This is a genomic window from Pseudomonas sp. R1-1 (assembly GCF_051132135.1).
Taxonomy (GTDB): domain Bacteria; phylum Pseudomonadota; class Gammaproteobacteria; order Pseudomonadales; family Pseudomonadaceae; genus Aquipseudomonas.
This window is the reverse complement of the sequence record NZ_CP071663.1, coordinates 5,034,722-5,049,966: the sequence shown is the minus strand read 5'-3', so window position 1 is coordinate 5,049,966 and position 15,245 is coordinate 5,034,722. Positions and strand designations below refer to the sequence as shown.

9 protein-coding genes are annotated in these 15,245 nt (G+C 60.6%); 1 reads left to right on the top strand and 8 read right to left on the bottom strand.

Features of this window, described 5'->3' with window-relative positions:
* The first annotated feature begins 5 nt into the window (after positions 1–5).
* Positions 6–317 carry an NGG1p interacting factor NIF3 gene (locus tag J3P75_RS22695; protein ID WP_434708257.1) on the top strand — a complete coding sequence of 104 codons (312 nt, stop codon included), beginning with the start codon at positions 6–8 and terminating at the stop codon, positions 315–317.
* 606 nt (positions 318–923) lie between these two features.
* Here J3P75_RS22695 and J3P75_RS22690 read toward each other — a convergent pair.
* The 8 genes from J3P75_RS22690 to J3P75_RS22655 all read right to left on the bottom strand — a co-directional run bounded on the left by J3P75_RS22690 (position 924) and on the right by J3P75_RS22655 (position 15,184).
* On the bottom strand, positions 924–1,121 hold the full coding sequence (locus J3P75_RS22690; protein ID WP_434708256.1) for an EF-hand domain-containing protein: 198 nt from the start codon (positions 1,119–1,121) through the stop codon (positions 924–926).
* Between the two features lie 232 nt (positions 1,122–1,353).
* The gene (locus J3P75_RS22685; RefSeq protein ID WP_434708255.1) at positions 1,354–7,089 is read right to left on the bottom strand and encodes a membrane-targeted effector domain-containing toxin; all 5,736 of its coding nucleotides are present in this window, start codon (positions 7,087–7,089) and stop codon (positions 1,354–1,356) included.
* A gap of 126 nt (positions 7,090–7,215) precedes the next feature.
* Positions 7,216–8,931: an N-acetylglucosamine-specific PTS transporter subunit IIBC gene (gene nagE / locus J3P75_RS22680; protein ID WP_434708254.1), complete on the bottom strand. Its 1,716-nt coding sequence runs from the start codon at positions 8,929–8,931 to the stop codon at positions 7,216–7,218.
* A 34-nt stretch (positions 8,932–8,965) separates the two neighbouring features.
* Positions 8,966–11,479 carry a phosphoenolpyruvate--protein phosphotransferase gene (gene ptsP, locus J3P75_RS22675; protein ID WP_434708253.1) on the bottom strand — a complete coding sequence of 838 codons (2,514 nt, stop codon included), beginning with the start codon at positions 11,477–11,479 and terminating at the stop codon, positions 8,966–8,968.
* Between the two features lie 34 nt (positions 11,480–11,513).
* Complete coding sequence (locus J3P75_RS22670; RefSeq protein ID WP_434708252.1) at positions 11,514–12,536, bottom strand: SIS domain-containing protein; 1,023 nt, start codon at positions 12,534–12,536, stop codon at positions 11,514–11,516.
* A complete protein-coding gene (gene nagA, locus J3P75_RS22665; protein WP_434708251.1) occupies positions 12,517–13,623 on the bottom strand; it encodes an N-acetylglucosamine-6-phosphate deacetylase in 1,107 nt (368 codons plus the stop codon). The genes J3P75_RS22670 and nagA overlap by 20 nt, the downstream gene beginning before the upstream one ends.
* A 28-nt stretch (positions 13,624–13,651) precedes the next feature.
* Positions 13,652–14,383 carry a GntR family transcriptional regulator gene (locus J3P75_RS22660; RefSeq protein WP_434708250.1) on the bottom strand — a complete coding sequence of 244 codons (732 nt, stop codon included), beginning with the start codon at positions 14,381–14,383 and terminating at the stop codon, positions 13,652–13,654.
* Between the two features lie 285 nt (positions 14,384–14,668).
* On the bottom strand, positions 14,669–15,184 hold the full coding sequence (locus tag J3P75_RS22655) for a L,D-transpeptidase family protein (RefSeq protein ID WP_090281908.1): 516 nt from the start codon (positions 15,182–15,184) through the stop codon (positions 14,669–14,671).
* Between the last annotated feature and the right edge of the window lie 61 nt (positions 15,185–15,245).

Genomic DNA, 15,245 nt, shown 5'->3' with positions numbered 1-15,245 from the left:
GGCCTGTGTACAAGCTCGCGTTTTTCGTTCCCGACAGTCATGTCGAGGTGGTCAAGGGCGCTGTGTTCGCTGCCGGTGGCGGGCGGATCGGTGACTATGACCACTGTGCATGGCAAGTGCTTGGCTCTGGTCAGTTTCGGCCGTTGGATGGCAGTCAGCCGTTCATTGGCGAGGCGGGGCAGGTTGAGCGGGTCGAGGAATGGAAGGTTGAGCTGGTCGTTGCGGATGATTTGATTGTTGCCGTTGTGGCAGCGTTGAAGTTGAGTCATCCGTATGAGACGCCGGCTTATGAGGTGTGGCGGCTGGAGGATTTCTGATCTTTCTGGCGGCTGAAACGGGAAACCCGCAGATGAGCGATCGTCTGCGGGTTTTTTGTTGGCCCCGATTTTATGGATGGATTCATTTCGCTGTGGGAGCCAGCCTGCTGGCGATGGCTCTCTTTCAGGCGCTGAATTTTTGATCAGGTACATATCCGTTGCTGCGGTCACGGCGGCTTACGGTTTCGCCTGACGGCGACTCACTTTTTTTACAAACGCCTAAAAAAAGTAAGCAAAAAAACGCTTGCTCCTACGTTCGGCCCTCGCAGGCTCGGGTCCCTTCTCTCCGGGACCGATCCGGGCGCAGCGGCTACGGTTTGCTTCGCTGCACCTCCTTCCGCTGTGTACGACTTCGTCGTACGGTCGCTGCGCTCCCACCCCCCGGATCAATCCCTCCGCTCAGCCTTCCGACGTCGCCGGTGGATCAAGATCACAGCAGGCGAGCTGACACTCGACCTACGGTTGCCCACGATCCTTGTGGGAGCTTGCCTGCATGCGATGGCGGCCTGACAGTCGATAACTGGAAATCGGCCGTATCCATTAAAATCTGTGAAGGGTCGTATGCCCGCGATCTTGCAGCTCCAGGTTGAGAAGCTGGCTGGTCGGTTATGGCGTCTTGAATTCTTCAAAACTGATGAATCCATCCTTATCTTTATTCATATAATTCCACAAATCTTCAAGAGTTTTTTCTGAAAACTCTTTAAATGCTTCTTGGTATTCATTGAACGAGATATTGCCGTCGCTGTCGGCGTCTAGTTTTTTAAATTTTTCTATCAAGTTTTGCTGGAATTCAGCATCGGTCATTTTGTTTGCCACTTCGCAGTCGTCCCTTAAAAACAGAAAAAATTGAGGCTCATAACGTCCAATCTTCCGATCAGGTCAACGTAGTGATGCCCATTGCGAAGGTCAACTGTCAGACCTGACAGTTGACATAACCGGTAATGAAGAGTGCGCGAAGCAGAACTCCGTATTCCCCGAGCGTTGTCTGCCGCAACCACTGGGCTTACAAATCCAGTGGTTTCCTCATCTCGCAGCGTTACTTCACCTGCGTCAACTTCACGTCTTTTTCAAGCATCTCGACCAGCGTGCGCAGATATTTAAACCCCTGATCTTTCTTCTCCCAGCGATCGATGAACAACAAGCCTTTGTCATTCACCTGGATCGGCGTGACAACGATGTCGCCGGTCTTGGATTTATGCACCAGGCGGGCTCCGCTCGAGCCTTCGTATTCGATCAAGAACAAACCGGGTTGGGTCAATTTGCTGCGGCTGACAGCTGGCGTCGCGGCTGGCTTTTTCTTTCCGGCTACAGCCACTTCCATAAGGAAATCGCTTCGCAGACCTTGATAGGTGGTTCCGCGCTTTTCAGCTACATTGGCGACGATTTCGCCTGTGCCGCGGTGAATATCTCTGGCGAGCTCAGTGGTGGTGTCGCGTACGTGCAGGCTGGCAGCCGACAATGTGTCTGCCAGGCCCGGCACGCCGAGATTGTAATTGGTGTGCGCATTGCCAATGAGCGCTACCCATTTGTGCGGCCCGTTCGCCAGTTGGTCGGCCTCGATCACTTGGGTCGCGAAATAGCTGAACATCTCGTTTCGCGAAAGATCTTCATCCGACAGGCCCTTGAGGTGATAAGAGGCCGTGCAATCGAGCGCTTTGATGCGGATATTGTATTTCGCCGCTGCCTGACAGACCTCAGTGTACGTATCGTTACCCTCATAGCCCCGCATATGCCCGAGGTCCTGACGGCGCAGATAGGCTTTGAGCCTGTCCGGCATACGCTGGGTCTGTAGAAAAATATTCAGATCGGCCTGATGCAAATCGGTCAATACATGCTCCATGTAAAGCGTATCGTAACCGGCTTGTTTGAGTGACTTCATATGCTTTTTCAGCAGCGCTTTGCTCGATACATCCCCATGGGCTTCGCCGATCAGCAGGTTCAGGCGCCGCTCGGACAATTGTTGTAGAAAAGCGTCGAATGTGATGTCCGACGTGAGCGATGGCAGGATCGGCGCGTCGGGAGGGATGTAATCGGTAAACGTGTCCCTGGCCTTTTTCTCCAGACGCTTGCGGCTGGCAATGAAGGCGTCGTAGGCCACTTGCTCACTTGCAGGCACCGGGCGGTACCTGGAATCCATGGAGTAGGGTTTATGCAGCATTTGCGCAATGTCGTCACGCAGTGACGAGGCAACGTCGTAGTCGCTGAAGTGATCAACCACGGCGGCAGTTTCAGCGGGCTTCGAGACCGGTTGTGGAGCTTTGTATGCGGTCGGTGTCTGTACAAGGTAGTCACCCTTCGCCGCCGCATCGCCGGCGATTGAACCTTGCGAATCCAGTCCGACACGCTGGGGTAGGTACAGGTCGATGTCCTCAACCCTCACCGCAATGGCATCGTGAAGATCAGCCAGGCCTGGCGTGTTGTCGAAGGTGCCCATGCGTGATTGTTCTGTGAGAACAATCCAGCGCCCTTCGGTTGCATCGGCGATATCGGCGGACAGTGTCTTGTGCGAATAGAAATTCCTGGTGCTGTTGCTGCGAGGGGTCAATGGCGAGATGTCGGCCATCACCATGGCGTGTTCCAGCTGATAACTGGTCGAGGCGTCCAGTGCATGGATCGTCAAACCTTTTTCCCGAGCTGTACGCACCAGTGCCAGATACGAATAGGGCGCGTCCTTCCCATGTCCCAGCGCGCGGTCAACCGCTTTGAGATGGTCTTTGATGTGTTTCCAGGTTCCGCCCTTGTTCATCTTCGCCAGCTTGGGATAGAACACATCCCCTGCCAGATACTCGACGTAAAGACGTTTGAATCCATTTGCAACGAGTACGTCCATCTGATCGATCAGCATTTGTTTGCTGGCGATAGAACCGGGCTGGGCGCCGATCACCAGGTTTTTGCCTTTGAATGCGTCGCTGGCGATCAACTGTGCAGGTGACAGATCGGCGGCAACTGCCGGGACGTCGGCGCGAGCGGGCAGGGGGGCGAGTTCGGCGAAATGCCGGGTGGCATCAGTGGTGAGTTTTTCGACCTGTTGCAGGTAGGCGGTGCGTGTCGAGGCGAGTTTATCCGCTGCACCGACCATGATTGCATGGGGGCTGGAGCCCATGTAGTCCTGCTGGCGCAGGATGATGTCCTCCCGGGTCTGCGGATTCATCACTAGTTCGACGCGCTGGCGGTATTTGTCCGCCACGCCATAATCCTTGTGCGGGCCGGGGGTCTCTGGCACGGCATCGTACTTGGGCGCGCCGCCGGCCACGCCGCTGCGTACCATCACGCCGTCTGCATTGGGCACCACCAGGATGCCGGTCGAGACGAGGTCCGGAGAGTCCGGCTGGTGTCGATAAAGCAGGTAACGCCCGAGGGCGTCGGGATTGTTCCCCGTATTGAACAATTGACCTCTGAACACCACCACACGCATGTCGTCCCACTGGGGTTGGGGGGCAACCTGATCGATCAGTGTCACGAGATTCTGCTGTTCTTCGGCGGCACTGGCGAGCGCTTGGCGCAACGGCCGGTTCACCGGTTTGAGTGAACGCAAGGCGGGGCGCAAATCGGTCAGCACCGCGCCGGTACTGTTGAACAAATAACCGAGAAAATGCCGAAAGGCTTCGCTATTGTTGCCTTGGCGATACGCATGCAGGGCGAGCATCGCGTCCTTGAAGGCCAGCAGCAGGCCGGTGCTCAAACTGAGTAGCGGGAACGGCGCGGTGGCAATTGCGGCGAGCCATTCGACACTGGTCCAGACCAGCCCGGCGATCATCTCGGTGCGACTGGTGGTGGTGGCATTGACGTTGTCGATCCGCCGTTGCAGCTTCATGTTGTACAGCGCTGCGCGCAAATCACTGACGGCAGCAGTGGCGGGTGTTGAATCGTAGAGAGCCGGGCTGGGTGTGGTTTTGTTGAGGTCCTTGGGCAGTTGTTTTTTAGCGTTTTCCAGGAACGTACGCACTCGCGTCTGAGCACTCACGCCCACCCGGGATGTGAGGTATTCGATCATCCCGGCCTGCTGCTGGAGCAGGTAGTTGAACAGCCGCGCTTCACGAAACCTGACACCGTCGGGCGCGTCCGGTGTATAGAGCAAAACCGGGTTCTCGGCATGGCTGAACAGCCACGCGTCCATGACCCATTCGCCGTCGATCATCAACCGGTGGATTGGGTATTTCGTGCGAGTGTCGCCAGACGTTTCGTCCATGCTGGTAATGCTTTGCTCCAGCCATTGCAGATCGCTTTGGGCGATATGGCCTTGCAGTTGGCATTCCAGCGCGGCGCTTTTCAACTGACGCTGAGTGATTGCCAGTGTTGCGTTGCGTCTGAACTCGTAGCCTTCGCTGGTCGAACCTTGCAGTTCTTTCTTGACCTTGTTGGTGTAGCGCTCTCCGATCCATACGCCGGTGACCGAGCGCGCCACATTCTGCGCGGTCAGGCTGCTGACATCGACGCCCGACGGGCCTTTGAAGCGCGCCGAACGAGAGAATTTTGCATCGAGAAAACCCACGCCATCGGCATAACCGTCGCGATACAGCTGTGTGTAAGACAGTGGTTTCGGGGTCAATGCGGGCACGATGGACATCGGCGAATAAGCCCAGACAGTATCCGGGTCGACATCGTTGGCCGCGCGCTTGAGCAGGCGGTTCAGACTGGCCTTCGCTTGCTGGTGGACGTAGTCATCAAAAGTCGGGAACTGGCTACCGGACAAGGCGTGCTGGTTGAATGCGAGCAAAGCGCCTTCGGCCTCTTCGCTCAGGGTCGCCAGCTTTCTGCGATTGGCCGCGGTGGTCGAGCGATACCACAGTGGCGTGCTGAAGTCGTAGTCATCAACGCGCGTAGCGAGCACGTGTTCGGCCATCGCTTTGAGGCAAGCAAGGTGGTCGCCACAGTTATCGAAAGTGACCTTCTGGTGCTCCAGCGCTTGCGGCTTGAAATTCAGGCCCGCCAGTACCTTGCGCAGCGTCGGGCGAAAGCGCATCGGTGCGCGGCTGATCAGGTAGCCCGCCATGCTCTCGGCGCTATCGCTGTGCTTCGCCCATCCGAGCAGATGGCTCTGGCATTCACGTTCACTGCCGAAGGCCTGAAACTGTTGCTCGCGAGGGGCCTGTGGCGTGCACAGCAAGATACGCTTGATGGCGCCGCTGGCGTCGCTCTGGCGCAGAATCCACAGATCCTGCAACTGTGCTCCGTGCAGCGACAGGGTGGCGGCGCGCAAGTGCGGATCGCTGCCGCTGCGCAAACGCTCGATCAACGGCAAATCACTCTCGAGCAGATGCCCTTGCAGCACCGCCGTATGAGCGAGGGCGACGATACGTTGATCAAGCATGCGCTCAAGCGCAGGTTTTGTCGCGGCTGCGGCGTGCATGTCTTTTTGCAGGCCATTGAAGTCGATGCGCGGTTGCAGGCTTATCGCTTGTTTGACCAGCCATGCCGACGTCAGGTCAGCGTGGTCTGGCGACAAAGGTTCGCCGTCATAGGTGAGGGTGGTGTAGCTCAGAAACTCCGAACCCGGCAGTTCATCACCCGTGTGTGGGCCGCGCAGGGACAGGTCGAGCAGATTGCCTTTATGCACATAAACACCGTAGCCCGGCACCCGCCGGTCAGTGCTGATCTGCAGTTTTTCCGGTTCGAGATCGTCGATTTCAAGATCATCGCTTAGACGTTCCAGCCATTGCTGACGAGCCAGGGCCATCAGGGTACCCACGGGCTCCATCAGCTCCAGCAAGTGCTGGCGCGCCTGCTGGTAGTTGCTCAAGTGCTGCGCCAGTTCGAGCTGTTTTGCACTGCTGGCGCTGCGGTACCAGTCCGGTGCGCTGTAGCGCAAATGGCGTTCGAACAGGGTTTGTGCGCGCAACTCCAGACGTGGCGTCAGATCCGGCAGGGCGGCGGCGATCGCTTTATCGAGCGCGGCGAGCAACAGCGTGGGGTTTTCCTGCGGGTTATCGGCGAAGCTCAAGGCACGCTCGATATCCTGCGTACGTTTTTCGATCAGCGCGTCATAGGTGTGTTCGACCAGAGGTTTGCTGTCGATGGGTGCGAGCGACAGTGGCCAGATCCCTGCAGCGCCGACGCCGTGGTAGCGCGTCGGCAGCATTTGCATGAACTCGTCGCGGCTGCTGCGCTGCTTCAGCGACGCACGCAGGTGGGCGTCGAGATCGGTCAAGGAATTGAAGAATTCAATACCTCGTGCGGGAGTGAACAGCACGGCGTAGCCGACGCTCTGGTCGGTCAGCAAATCGCTGACTCGCGGGCTGTCCTTTTCCGTAACGATAAAGGCGCCGGCCAGCTCGACTGTGGCGTCTTGATAACTGAATTGCAGTGCGTAAATGGCGGGGCGCAGCATCGGTCCCAGGTCGAGTTGGTTCAGCAGTTCGCCGGCCTGCGGGTGGAGCAGGCGATCGCTGACGGCTTGCCGTGCTTCGTGGCCGATGGCGGTGAATCCGGCATCGTAGTTGATGAAGGTTTTCGCAGGTCGGCCGTCGATCCGGTCGGTCGCGTCCATGTTGAGCAGTTGGGTGTTGAGTCTGATTTTCAGCGTCGCGATGAGCTGCTTGCCGGGGGTGTTTTGCAGGTCGCTGGTTGCCAGCGTCTGGTAGAGCGCGCGGCTGCGTTGCAGGTAGCCGGTGCGGTAGGTTTTCAGCTGCTCGTTGAGCTTTTTCAGGTAGGTCTGTTCGGTGCTCGGTTTTTCTTCGGGTAGCAATGGACTGGGTATCTGAAACAGATAATCGCCGATCTGGTTGAGGTCACTTTTGACCTCTTCGGGGGTAGGTGCTGTGGGCGTGCTCATGGGCACTTTCTCCAGGCTGGGATGAGAGCCCAGCATGGCGAGGGGAGGGTTTTGCGAGGTGGTATCTATTTATGCCGTGGGTTGTCAGGCCTGCTCGCGAGCACGCCTGACAACCACGTTGCAGGATCAGGCCTGCGCAGTGACTGGCGTGCGACTGACCAAACCCTTGATCGCCACACTCAAACTAGTGGCCTTGTCCCCCACCAGCAAATGCCAGACTCCGCTCTCCAGCTGGCTGACGCCCAGGCACCCCAGCGCTTTCAGTTGCGCCTCGGACAACGCTTCGCCATCGGCCAGTTGCAGGCGAATCCGCGTCAGGGCGATGCAGTCGAGCTGCTGAATATTCTCGCCACCGCCCAATGCCTTCAGCCATTGCTGCGCCTCAGCACTGGCGATTTGCAACGTTTTCGGCTCATCGACAACCGCCGTCGGCGAGGTGATCGAAGCGCGACCCAACGTCGACAGGGCCAGGCGAATCTCATCGGCAATGCTGTCAGCCAGCGGCCCGACCACCACCTGCAAACTGCCGCCCTTGCCGGGACGAACCACGGCCATCGCGCCGAGTGCTTTCAACTCGCTATCCAACGCCTTGTTGCGATCGACCATTTCCAGGCGCAACCGTGTGGTGCAAGCACCCACCGTCAGCAGGTTCTCGGCGCCGCCCAAGGCCTTGATATAGGCACTGGCGCGCTCGTTGTCCGTGAGTACGGCTTTCTCTGCGACCGCCACATCCTCGCGCCCCGGTGTTTTCAGATTGAAACGACGGATGCAGAAATCGAAAACACAGTAATAAATGACCGCATAAGCCAGCCCGACCGGAATCACCAGCCAGCCATTGGTCGACTTGCCCCAGCCGAGAATCATGTCGATGAAGCCACCGGAAAAGGTGAAGCCCAGATGAATGTTCAGGCCGTTGGTGATCGCCATCGACAGCCCGGTCAGCAGTGCATGCAGGAGGAAGAGCAACGGCGCGAGAAACATGAAAGCGAATTCGATCGGCTCGGTGACCCCGGTCAAAAACGAGGTCAGGGCCATCGACAGGAAAATCCCGCCCATGACCTTGCGCCGCTCCGGCAGGGCGTTGCGATACATCGCCAGGCACGCCGCCGGCAGGCCGAAGATCATCATCGGGAACATGCCGGTCATGAACTGGCCGCCCTTCGGATCGCCGGCGAAATAGCGCGACAGATCGCCCGTCACCAGCGCGCCGGTGCTCGGGTCGGTGAAGTTGCCGAAGACGAACCACGCCATGTTGTTGAGGATGTGGTGCAGACCGGTGACGATCAGCAGGCGGTTGAACACGCCGAACACGAACGCGCCGATACTGCCGCTTTCCATCATCAACGCGCCGAACGCGTTGATGCCGTGCTGGATCGGCGGCCAGATGTAGCCGAACAGCACGCCCAGCCCGACGGCGGCGAACCCGGTGACGATCGGCACGAAACGCCGCCCGCCGAAGAACGCCAGATACTCCGGCAACTTGATGTCCTTGAAGCGGTTGTACAGCGCACCGGCCATCAGACCGCTGACGATGCCGGCGAGCATGCCCATGTTGATGGTCGAATCGAGCACCTTCAGGGTCGAGATCATCACCAGATAACCGATCACCCCGGCCAGACCCGCCGTGCCGTTGTTGTCCCTGGCGAAACCGACCGCGATGCCGATGGCGAAGATCATCGCCAGGTTGGCGAAGATCACCTGCCCGGCGTCATGAATGATGGCGATGTTCAACAGGTCGGTATCGCCCAGGCGCAGCAACAGGCCGGCGATCGGCAGGATCGCGATCGGCAGCATCAGCGCGCGGCCGAGGCGTTGCAGGCCTTCGATGAAGAGTTGGTACATGCGGGTTCTCCTGCTCTGTGGACAGAGCTTGTTGTTAGGGCAGCGGCCAGTGCTGCTGGCAGGCGTGACGCACGGCGGCGGCGCTGCCGAGCTTGAGCAGGTCGTGGCTGAGGCGCTGGCATTCGGCTTCGTGCAACTGACGCACGCGGTCCTTGATTTCACCGATCTGCACCGGGCTGACCGACAGTTCGGTCACGCCCAGACCGATCAGCACCGGCGTTGCCAGCGGATCGGAGGCGAGGGCGCCGCAGACGCCGACCCAGCGTTTGTGCACTGCCGCACCGGCGCAGGTCATGGCGATCAGCCGCAGTAGCGCCGGATGCAGGGCATCGACGCGCGCCGCCAGACCGGCGTGGTCGCGGTCCATTGCCAGCGTGTATTGCGACAGGTCGTTGGTGCCGATCGAGAGGAAGTCGGCGTGCTCGGCCAGTTGTTCGGCTTGCAGCGCAGCCGCGGGCACTTCGATCATCACGCCGATTTCCGGGCGCTCAGTGATGCTCAGCTCCACGCACAAGGCATCGACCTGCTGACGAATCTGCAGCAGCTCATCCACTTCGGTGACCATCGGCAACAGGATCCGGCAGCGGTGCAACGGGCGGACTTGCAGCAGCGCACGCAATTGCTGATCAAGAATTTCCGGGCGCGCCTGCGCCAGACGAATGCCGCGCAGGCCGAGCACCGGGTTGGCTTCGGCGGGCAGCGGCAAATAGTCGAGTTGCTTGTCGCCGCCGACGTCGATGGTGCGGATGATCACCGACTTGTCGCCCATCGCATCGAGCACCGCTTGATAAGCGGCGCGCTGTTCCTCGACATCGGGCGCAGTCTGACGATCGACGAACAGAAACTCGGTGCGCAGCAGACCGACGCCATCGGCGCCGTTGGCGAAGGCGTCTGCGGCTTCGCTGCCGGAGGCGACGTTGGCGACCACTTCGATGGCCACGCCATTGCGCGTTTCGGCCGGCAAGTGAGCCTTGGCCTGTTGCGCGTCGCGACGCTGCTGGCGCTCGATTTGTGCGTGCTGCACATCGGCCAGGCGCTCGTTGTTCGGCGCCAGTTCGAGGCGACCGCCATCGGCATCCAGCACCACCGCCTGGCCTTGCGCCTGATCGAGCAAGGCCGAACCCAGTGCGACCACGCACGGCAGGCCTTTGCCGCGAGCGAGGATCGCCACATGTGAGGTTGCGCCGCCCTCGGCCATGCACAACCCGGCGACCCCTTGCGCGCTGAGTTGCAGCAGGTCCGACGGGGTCAGTTCATGCGCGGCGACAATCGCAGCGGCCGGTACATCGTAATGCCAGGCCTCGCCGAGCAGGGCGCGCAGCACTCGCTGCTTGAGGTCGCGCAAGTCATTGGCGCGCTCGGCCAGCAATGGGCTGCCGGTGCGTTGGAGCATGTCGCATTGCGCGTCGATCGACTGACTCCAGGCGTGAGTCGCCGCGCGGCCTTGCTGGATCAATTGCTCTGCGGCGTCGAGCAGTGCCGGGTCTTCAAGCAGGGCCATGTGCGCGGCGAAGATCGCTTCTTCGTCGGCATTCCTATGCTTTTTCGCCTGGGCGAGGGTGGCGGCGATGTCGCTGCGCACCGCATCCAATGCCGCATCGAGAGCCGGTTGTTGCTGCGCCGGATCGTGGTTGCCCGCATCCGCCGGCAAGCTGATCGCGTTCAAGCGAAACAACGGCCCGGCGACCAGCCCCGGCGCCGCGCAGACACCGTGCAACACACCCGCCTCGGCCGGGCGTTTCGGTGGCGCTGTGCGCACTGGCGCTGGCGCGTGATGATCGTCGGGCAGCGCGGTTGCCAATGCGCTGAGCAAGGCTTGCAGCGCCGCTTCGGCATCCGCGCCCTGACAGCTGACCTGGACCTCGTCCTGCTCGCCAATCGCCAGACCCATCAGGCCGATCAGGCTGTTGCACGGCGCCGATTTACCGGCGAAGTGCAGCTGAGACTGACTGTTGAAACCCTGCGCAGTCTGGCGGATCAGCGCCGCCGGACGCGCATGCAGTCCACCGCGATGGGCCACGCGCACCTGTCCGCGAACCTCGGGGCCAGCGCTGGCTTCAACATTTGCCACCGAACCGTTGCGCGCGACGATGTGCAGCAACTGCTCGCCGACCTTCACCGCTTTGAGCGTGATCGGCCGCACCTGAAAGTCGTGGCTGTTGGTCAGGATCAGCAGGCTGACCAGACTTTTGCAGCGCTGGCCGACCTGGTCCTGATCGTAGCGCAACAACGGCTGGCCGAGGCTGACCCGCTGATTTTCGCTGACCAGCATCGAGAAGCCGGCACCGTTCAACTCAACGGTATCGAGGCCCAGGTGCAGAAGAATCTCGGCACCGTTGTCAGCGCGTACAGTAACGGCGTGAGCGGTGCGCGCGACGTGGATGATCTCTCCGGCGCACGGCGAGTACAGCGTGTCGTTGAGCGGATCGATGGCGATGCCGTCGCCCATCGCGCCGCTGGCGAACACCGCGTCCGGGACTTTGGCGAGCGTCAGCACCGGGCCGCTGAGCGGGGCGCTGAGGGTCAGCTCTTTATTGTTGTTGTGCATGGCTCGGTCTCATCAGGTGTGCAGTCAGGGGCATTCAGTGGGTGCGGGTCACTTTGCTCAAGTGGCGCGGCTGATCCGGGTCCATGCCTCGGGCCACGGCGAGGCCAGCGGCCATAACGTAGAAGCTCTGGATCGCCAGGATCGGATCAAGGGCCGGGTGTTCTGCGCGGCTCAGGGTCAGGTCACGCTCGGCCACGTCAACCGGGGCGGCCAGCAACACGCGGGCGCCGCGCTGGCGCATTTCTGCCGCGAGGCTCAACAGCCCGGCCTGTTCTGCACCGCGCGGGGCGAATACCAGCAGCGGATAATGTTCGTCGATCAGCGCCATCGGGCCGTGACGGACTTCGGCGCTGCTGAAGGCTTCGGCCTGAATCGCCGAGGTTTCCTTGAACTTCAGCGCCGCTTCCTGGGCGATGGCGAAACCGGCGCCACGGCCGATGACCATTAGCCGCTGGCAGTCGCGCAGCGCGTCGATGGCGGCGCTCCAGTCCTGGGTCGCGGCTTCGCGTAGTCCTTCCGGCAGGGCGTTGTGTGCCTGCAACAGTTCGTCGTCTTCTTTCCAGTGCGCGACCAGACGGGCGCTGGCGCTGAGGGTGGCGATGAAACTTTTGGTCGCGGCGACACTGCTTTCGGTGCCGGCGAGCAGCGGCACGCTGAATTCACACGCCGCTTCCAACGGCGAGTCGGCGGCGTTGACCATCGACACGCTCAACGCGCCACGTTTGCGCAACAGGCGCAGGCTGTTGACCAGGTCCGGGCTTTGACCCGACTGGGAAAAGGCGAACGCGACCTGACCGCTGACCTTCAATGGCGCCTGCTGCATGGTTACCACCGACATCGGCAACGACGCCACCGGTACGCCCAATTGCTGCATGGTCAGGTAGGCGAAATAGCTCGCCGCGTGGTCGGAGCTGCCCCGGGCCACCGTCATTGCCACTTGCGGCGGCTGACGGCGCAGACGCCCGGCGATCTCGATCAATTGCGGGTCGAGTTGTTGCAACTGGGCGTGCACGGCCTCGAACGAGGACAGCGCCTCCTCAAGCATTTTTGAAGTCAATGTCTTCTCCTTCGACCATGACAGCGGTCAGTGTGAGTGAGCGATCGAGCCGCACGCAGTCGGCCCAGGCGCCGGGGGCGAGGCGCCCGCGTTCGTTGAGGCCGAGGTAATCGGCGGGGAATTGCGACAGGCGCTGCGAGGCTTCGCTGATCGGCAGACCGATCTTCACCAGATTGCGCAGGGCCTGATCCATGGTCAGCGTGCTGCCGGCCAGGGTGCCGTCGGGCAGGCGCACACCGCCCAGGCATTTGGTCACGGTGTGGCTGCCGAGCTTGTATTCACCGTCGGGCATGCCGGCGGCGGCAGTCGAATCGGTGACGCAGTACAGGCACGGGATCGAACGCAACGCCACGCGGATCGCACCGGGGTGGACATGCAGCAAATCCGGGATCAGCTCGGCGTACTGCGCGTGGGCCAGCGCCGCGCCGACGATCCCCGGTTCGCGGTGATGCAGCGGGCTCATGGCGTTGTACAAATGTGTAAAGCTGGTGGCGCCGGCATTCAGCGCGGTAACGCCTTCTTCGTAGCTGCCGAGGGTGTGGCCGATCTGCATGCGGATACCGCGGCTGCTCAGCTCACGGATCAACTCGTCATGACCGGCGATTTCCGGCGCGATGGTGATCACCCTAATCGGCGCCAGTGCCAGGTATTCCTCAACTTCGGCCATCAACGCGGTGTGGGCGAAGTTCGGTTGCGCGCCGAGTTTGCCGGGATTGATGTACGGGCCTTCGAGGTGGACGCCGAGGACCCGCGCGGCGCCTTTCGGACGCTGCTCACAGAATTCTCCTACCTCTTTCAGAACGCTGGAAATCTCGGCACTCGGCGCGGTCATGGTCGTAGCCAGCAGCGATGTAGTGCCGAAACGCACGTGGGTTTTGCTGATGGTCTCGAAGGCGCTGGCGCCTTCCATGATGTCTTTGCCGCCGCCGCCGTGGACGTGCAGGTCGATGAACCCCGGCAGCAAGTACGGCAGGTCGTTATCGGCTGGGTCGCAGGGCTCGCCTTCGATCGCCACGATTTTGCCGTGGGCGTGGATCAGCCGGCCGCGAATCCAGCCGTCAGCGGTGAGGATGTTGTCTTCGGACATGATGTTTTCTCGGGTTCCGGCGCCGCTCTCAGCGGCGCAGCTCTGCGACAAAGTCGTAGTAGTCGTTGCGGCAATAGGTGTCGGTGACTTCGATCGGCGTGTTGTCTTCCAGATAACCGACCCGGGTCATCAGCAGCATGGCGGTGCCGGGGGCGATGCCGACCAGCGCGGCGAATTCGTCCGAGGCATTGATCGCCTGGATGTGCTGCAAGGCGCGGACGATCGGTTTGCCGATGCCGTCGAGGTATTCGTAAAGCGAATCGCCCACCGCTTGCGGCTTGGGCATGATCGAGGCGGGCAGGGTGCTCATCTCGATGGCCATCACCGTGTCGTCGGCTTTGCGCAGACGCTTCATGCGCGCCACCTTGTCGTTCGGCGACAGGCCGAGGCGGATCAGTTCTTCGTGGGTCGGCAGGGTGATTTCGCGCTCCAGCCAGTGCGAGCTGGGGACGAAGCCCTTGAGGCGGAGCATTTCGCTGAAACCGGAAAGCCGCGACAGCGGTTGTTCCAGGCGCGGTGTGATGAACGTGCCGGAACCTTGCAGACGGCGGATCAGGCCTTGCTCGAGCAGGACTTCCAGCGCCTTGCGTGCAGTCACTCGGGAAATCCCTAGCCCTTCACTGAGATTGCGCTCCGAGGGCATTGCCTGTTCGGCTTTCCATTGCCCGGCATGGATCGCCGCTTCCAGATTGCGCGCCAGTTGCAGGTACAGCGGCGTCGGCTGGGCGTCATCGGGGCGTAGGGCGTGGAGATCGTTCATGTAGGGCATTTCCGGCGCTGATATAGGATTGTTGTCGCTCGGTAGTCGGGCGAAAACTAATACCACTTGCATACCATGTCAACGCAGGGAAAAGCCGGTTTTAACGGTTGCCGGGGCCTTGGCTGGAGGGTGGGTTTCAAGTGGTATTAGTGGTGAGCGGGGAGCACAAAAAAAATCGCAGCCTGAATCAGCCCTGCCGGTGAGAGTGGTATCACCGGACAGACGCTGAAGCAGGCTGCGATTTTTTTGATTTATTTTTCGCGCCGACCGGCGGTCGCGCTGAAATTACGGACGAATCTCGATCATCGTGCCGTCCGGCACCAGGTTCCAGACTTCGCGCATGTCGACGTTACGCATGGCGATGCAGCCGTCGGTCCAGTCGAGGGTGTGGAACAACTGCTCCGGGTTGTCCTCGGAATCCGGCGTGCCGTGGATCATGATCATGCCGCCGGGCTCGACGCCTTCGCGGCGAGCGCGGGCCGAGTCGCTGATGTTCGGGTAGGAAATGTGCATAGACAGGTTGAATTTATCGCTGGTCTTGCGCCAGTCGATCCAATAGAAGCCTTCCGGCGTGCGTTTGTCGCCTTCGATCAGTTTCGGACCTTTCTTCGCGCCCTTGCCCAACGAAATGCGGTAGGTCTTCAGCGGTTTACCGTCGGTGATCAATTGCAGTTGATGTGCCGATTTGAGCACCAGGACTTTTTCGATCAACGGCGTATTCGACGGTGTCACGGTGGTCACGAATGACGCTTGCGAGACTGTGACGAATGACAGGCAAAACAGGGCAAGCAACCAGCGCATTGAAACAATTCCCCAAAAGTGACGCAGATACAGGTAGGACAGCGGTGTGTGGTCTTATCGG

Bases quoted from the DNA above. Each gene is read 5' to 3' on its own strand.
- J3P75_RS22655 (WP_090281908.1), bottom strand. From the start codon at position 15,184: ATGCGCTGGTTGCTTGCCCTGTTTTGCCTGTCATTCGTCACAGTCTCG.
- ptsP (WP_434708253.1), bottom strand. From the start codon at position 11,479: ATGCACAACAACAATAAAGAGCTGACCCTCAGCGCCCCGCTCAGCGGC.
- J3P75_RS22690 (WP_434708256.1), bottom strand. From the start codon at position 1,121: ATGACCGATGCTGAATTCCAGCAAAACTTGATAGAAAAATTTAAAAAA.
- J3P75_RS22685 (WP_434708255.1), bottom strand. From the start codon at position 7,089: ATGAGCACGCCCACAGCACCTACCCCCGAAGAGGTCAAAAGTGACCTC.
- J3P75_RS22660 (WP_434708250.1), bottom strand. From the start codon at position 14,383: ATGAACGATCTCCACGCCCTACGCCCCGATGACGCCCAGCCGACGCCG.
- nagA (WP_434708251.1), bottom strand. From the start codon at position 13,623: ATGTCCGAAGACAACATCCTCACCGCTGACGGCTGGATTCGCGGCCGG.
- nagE (WP_434708254.1), bottom strand. From the start codon at position 8,931: ATGTACCAACTCTTCATCGAAGGCCTGCAACGCCTCGGCCGCGCGCTG.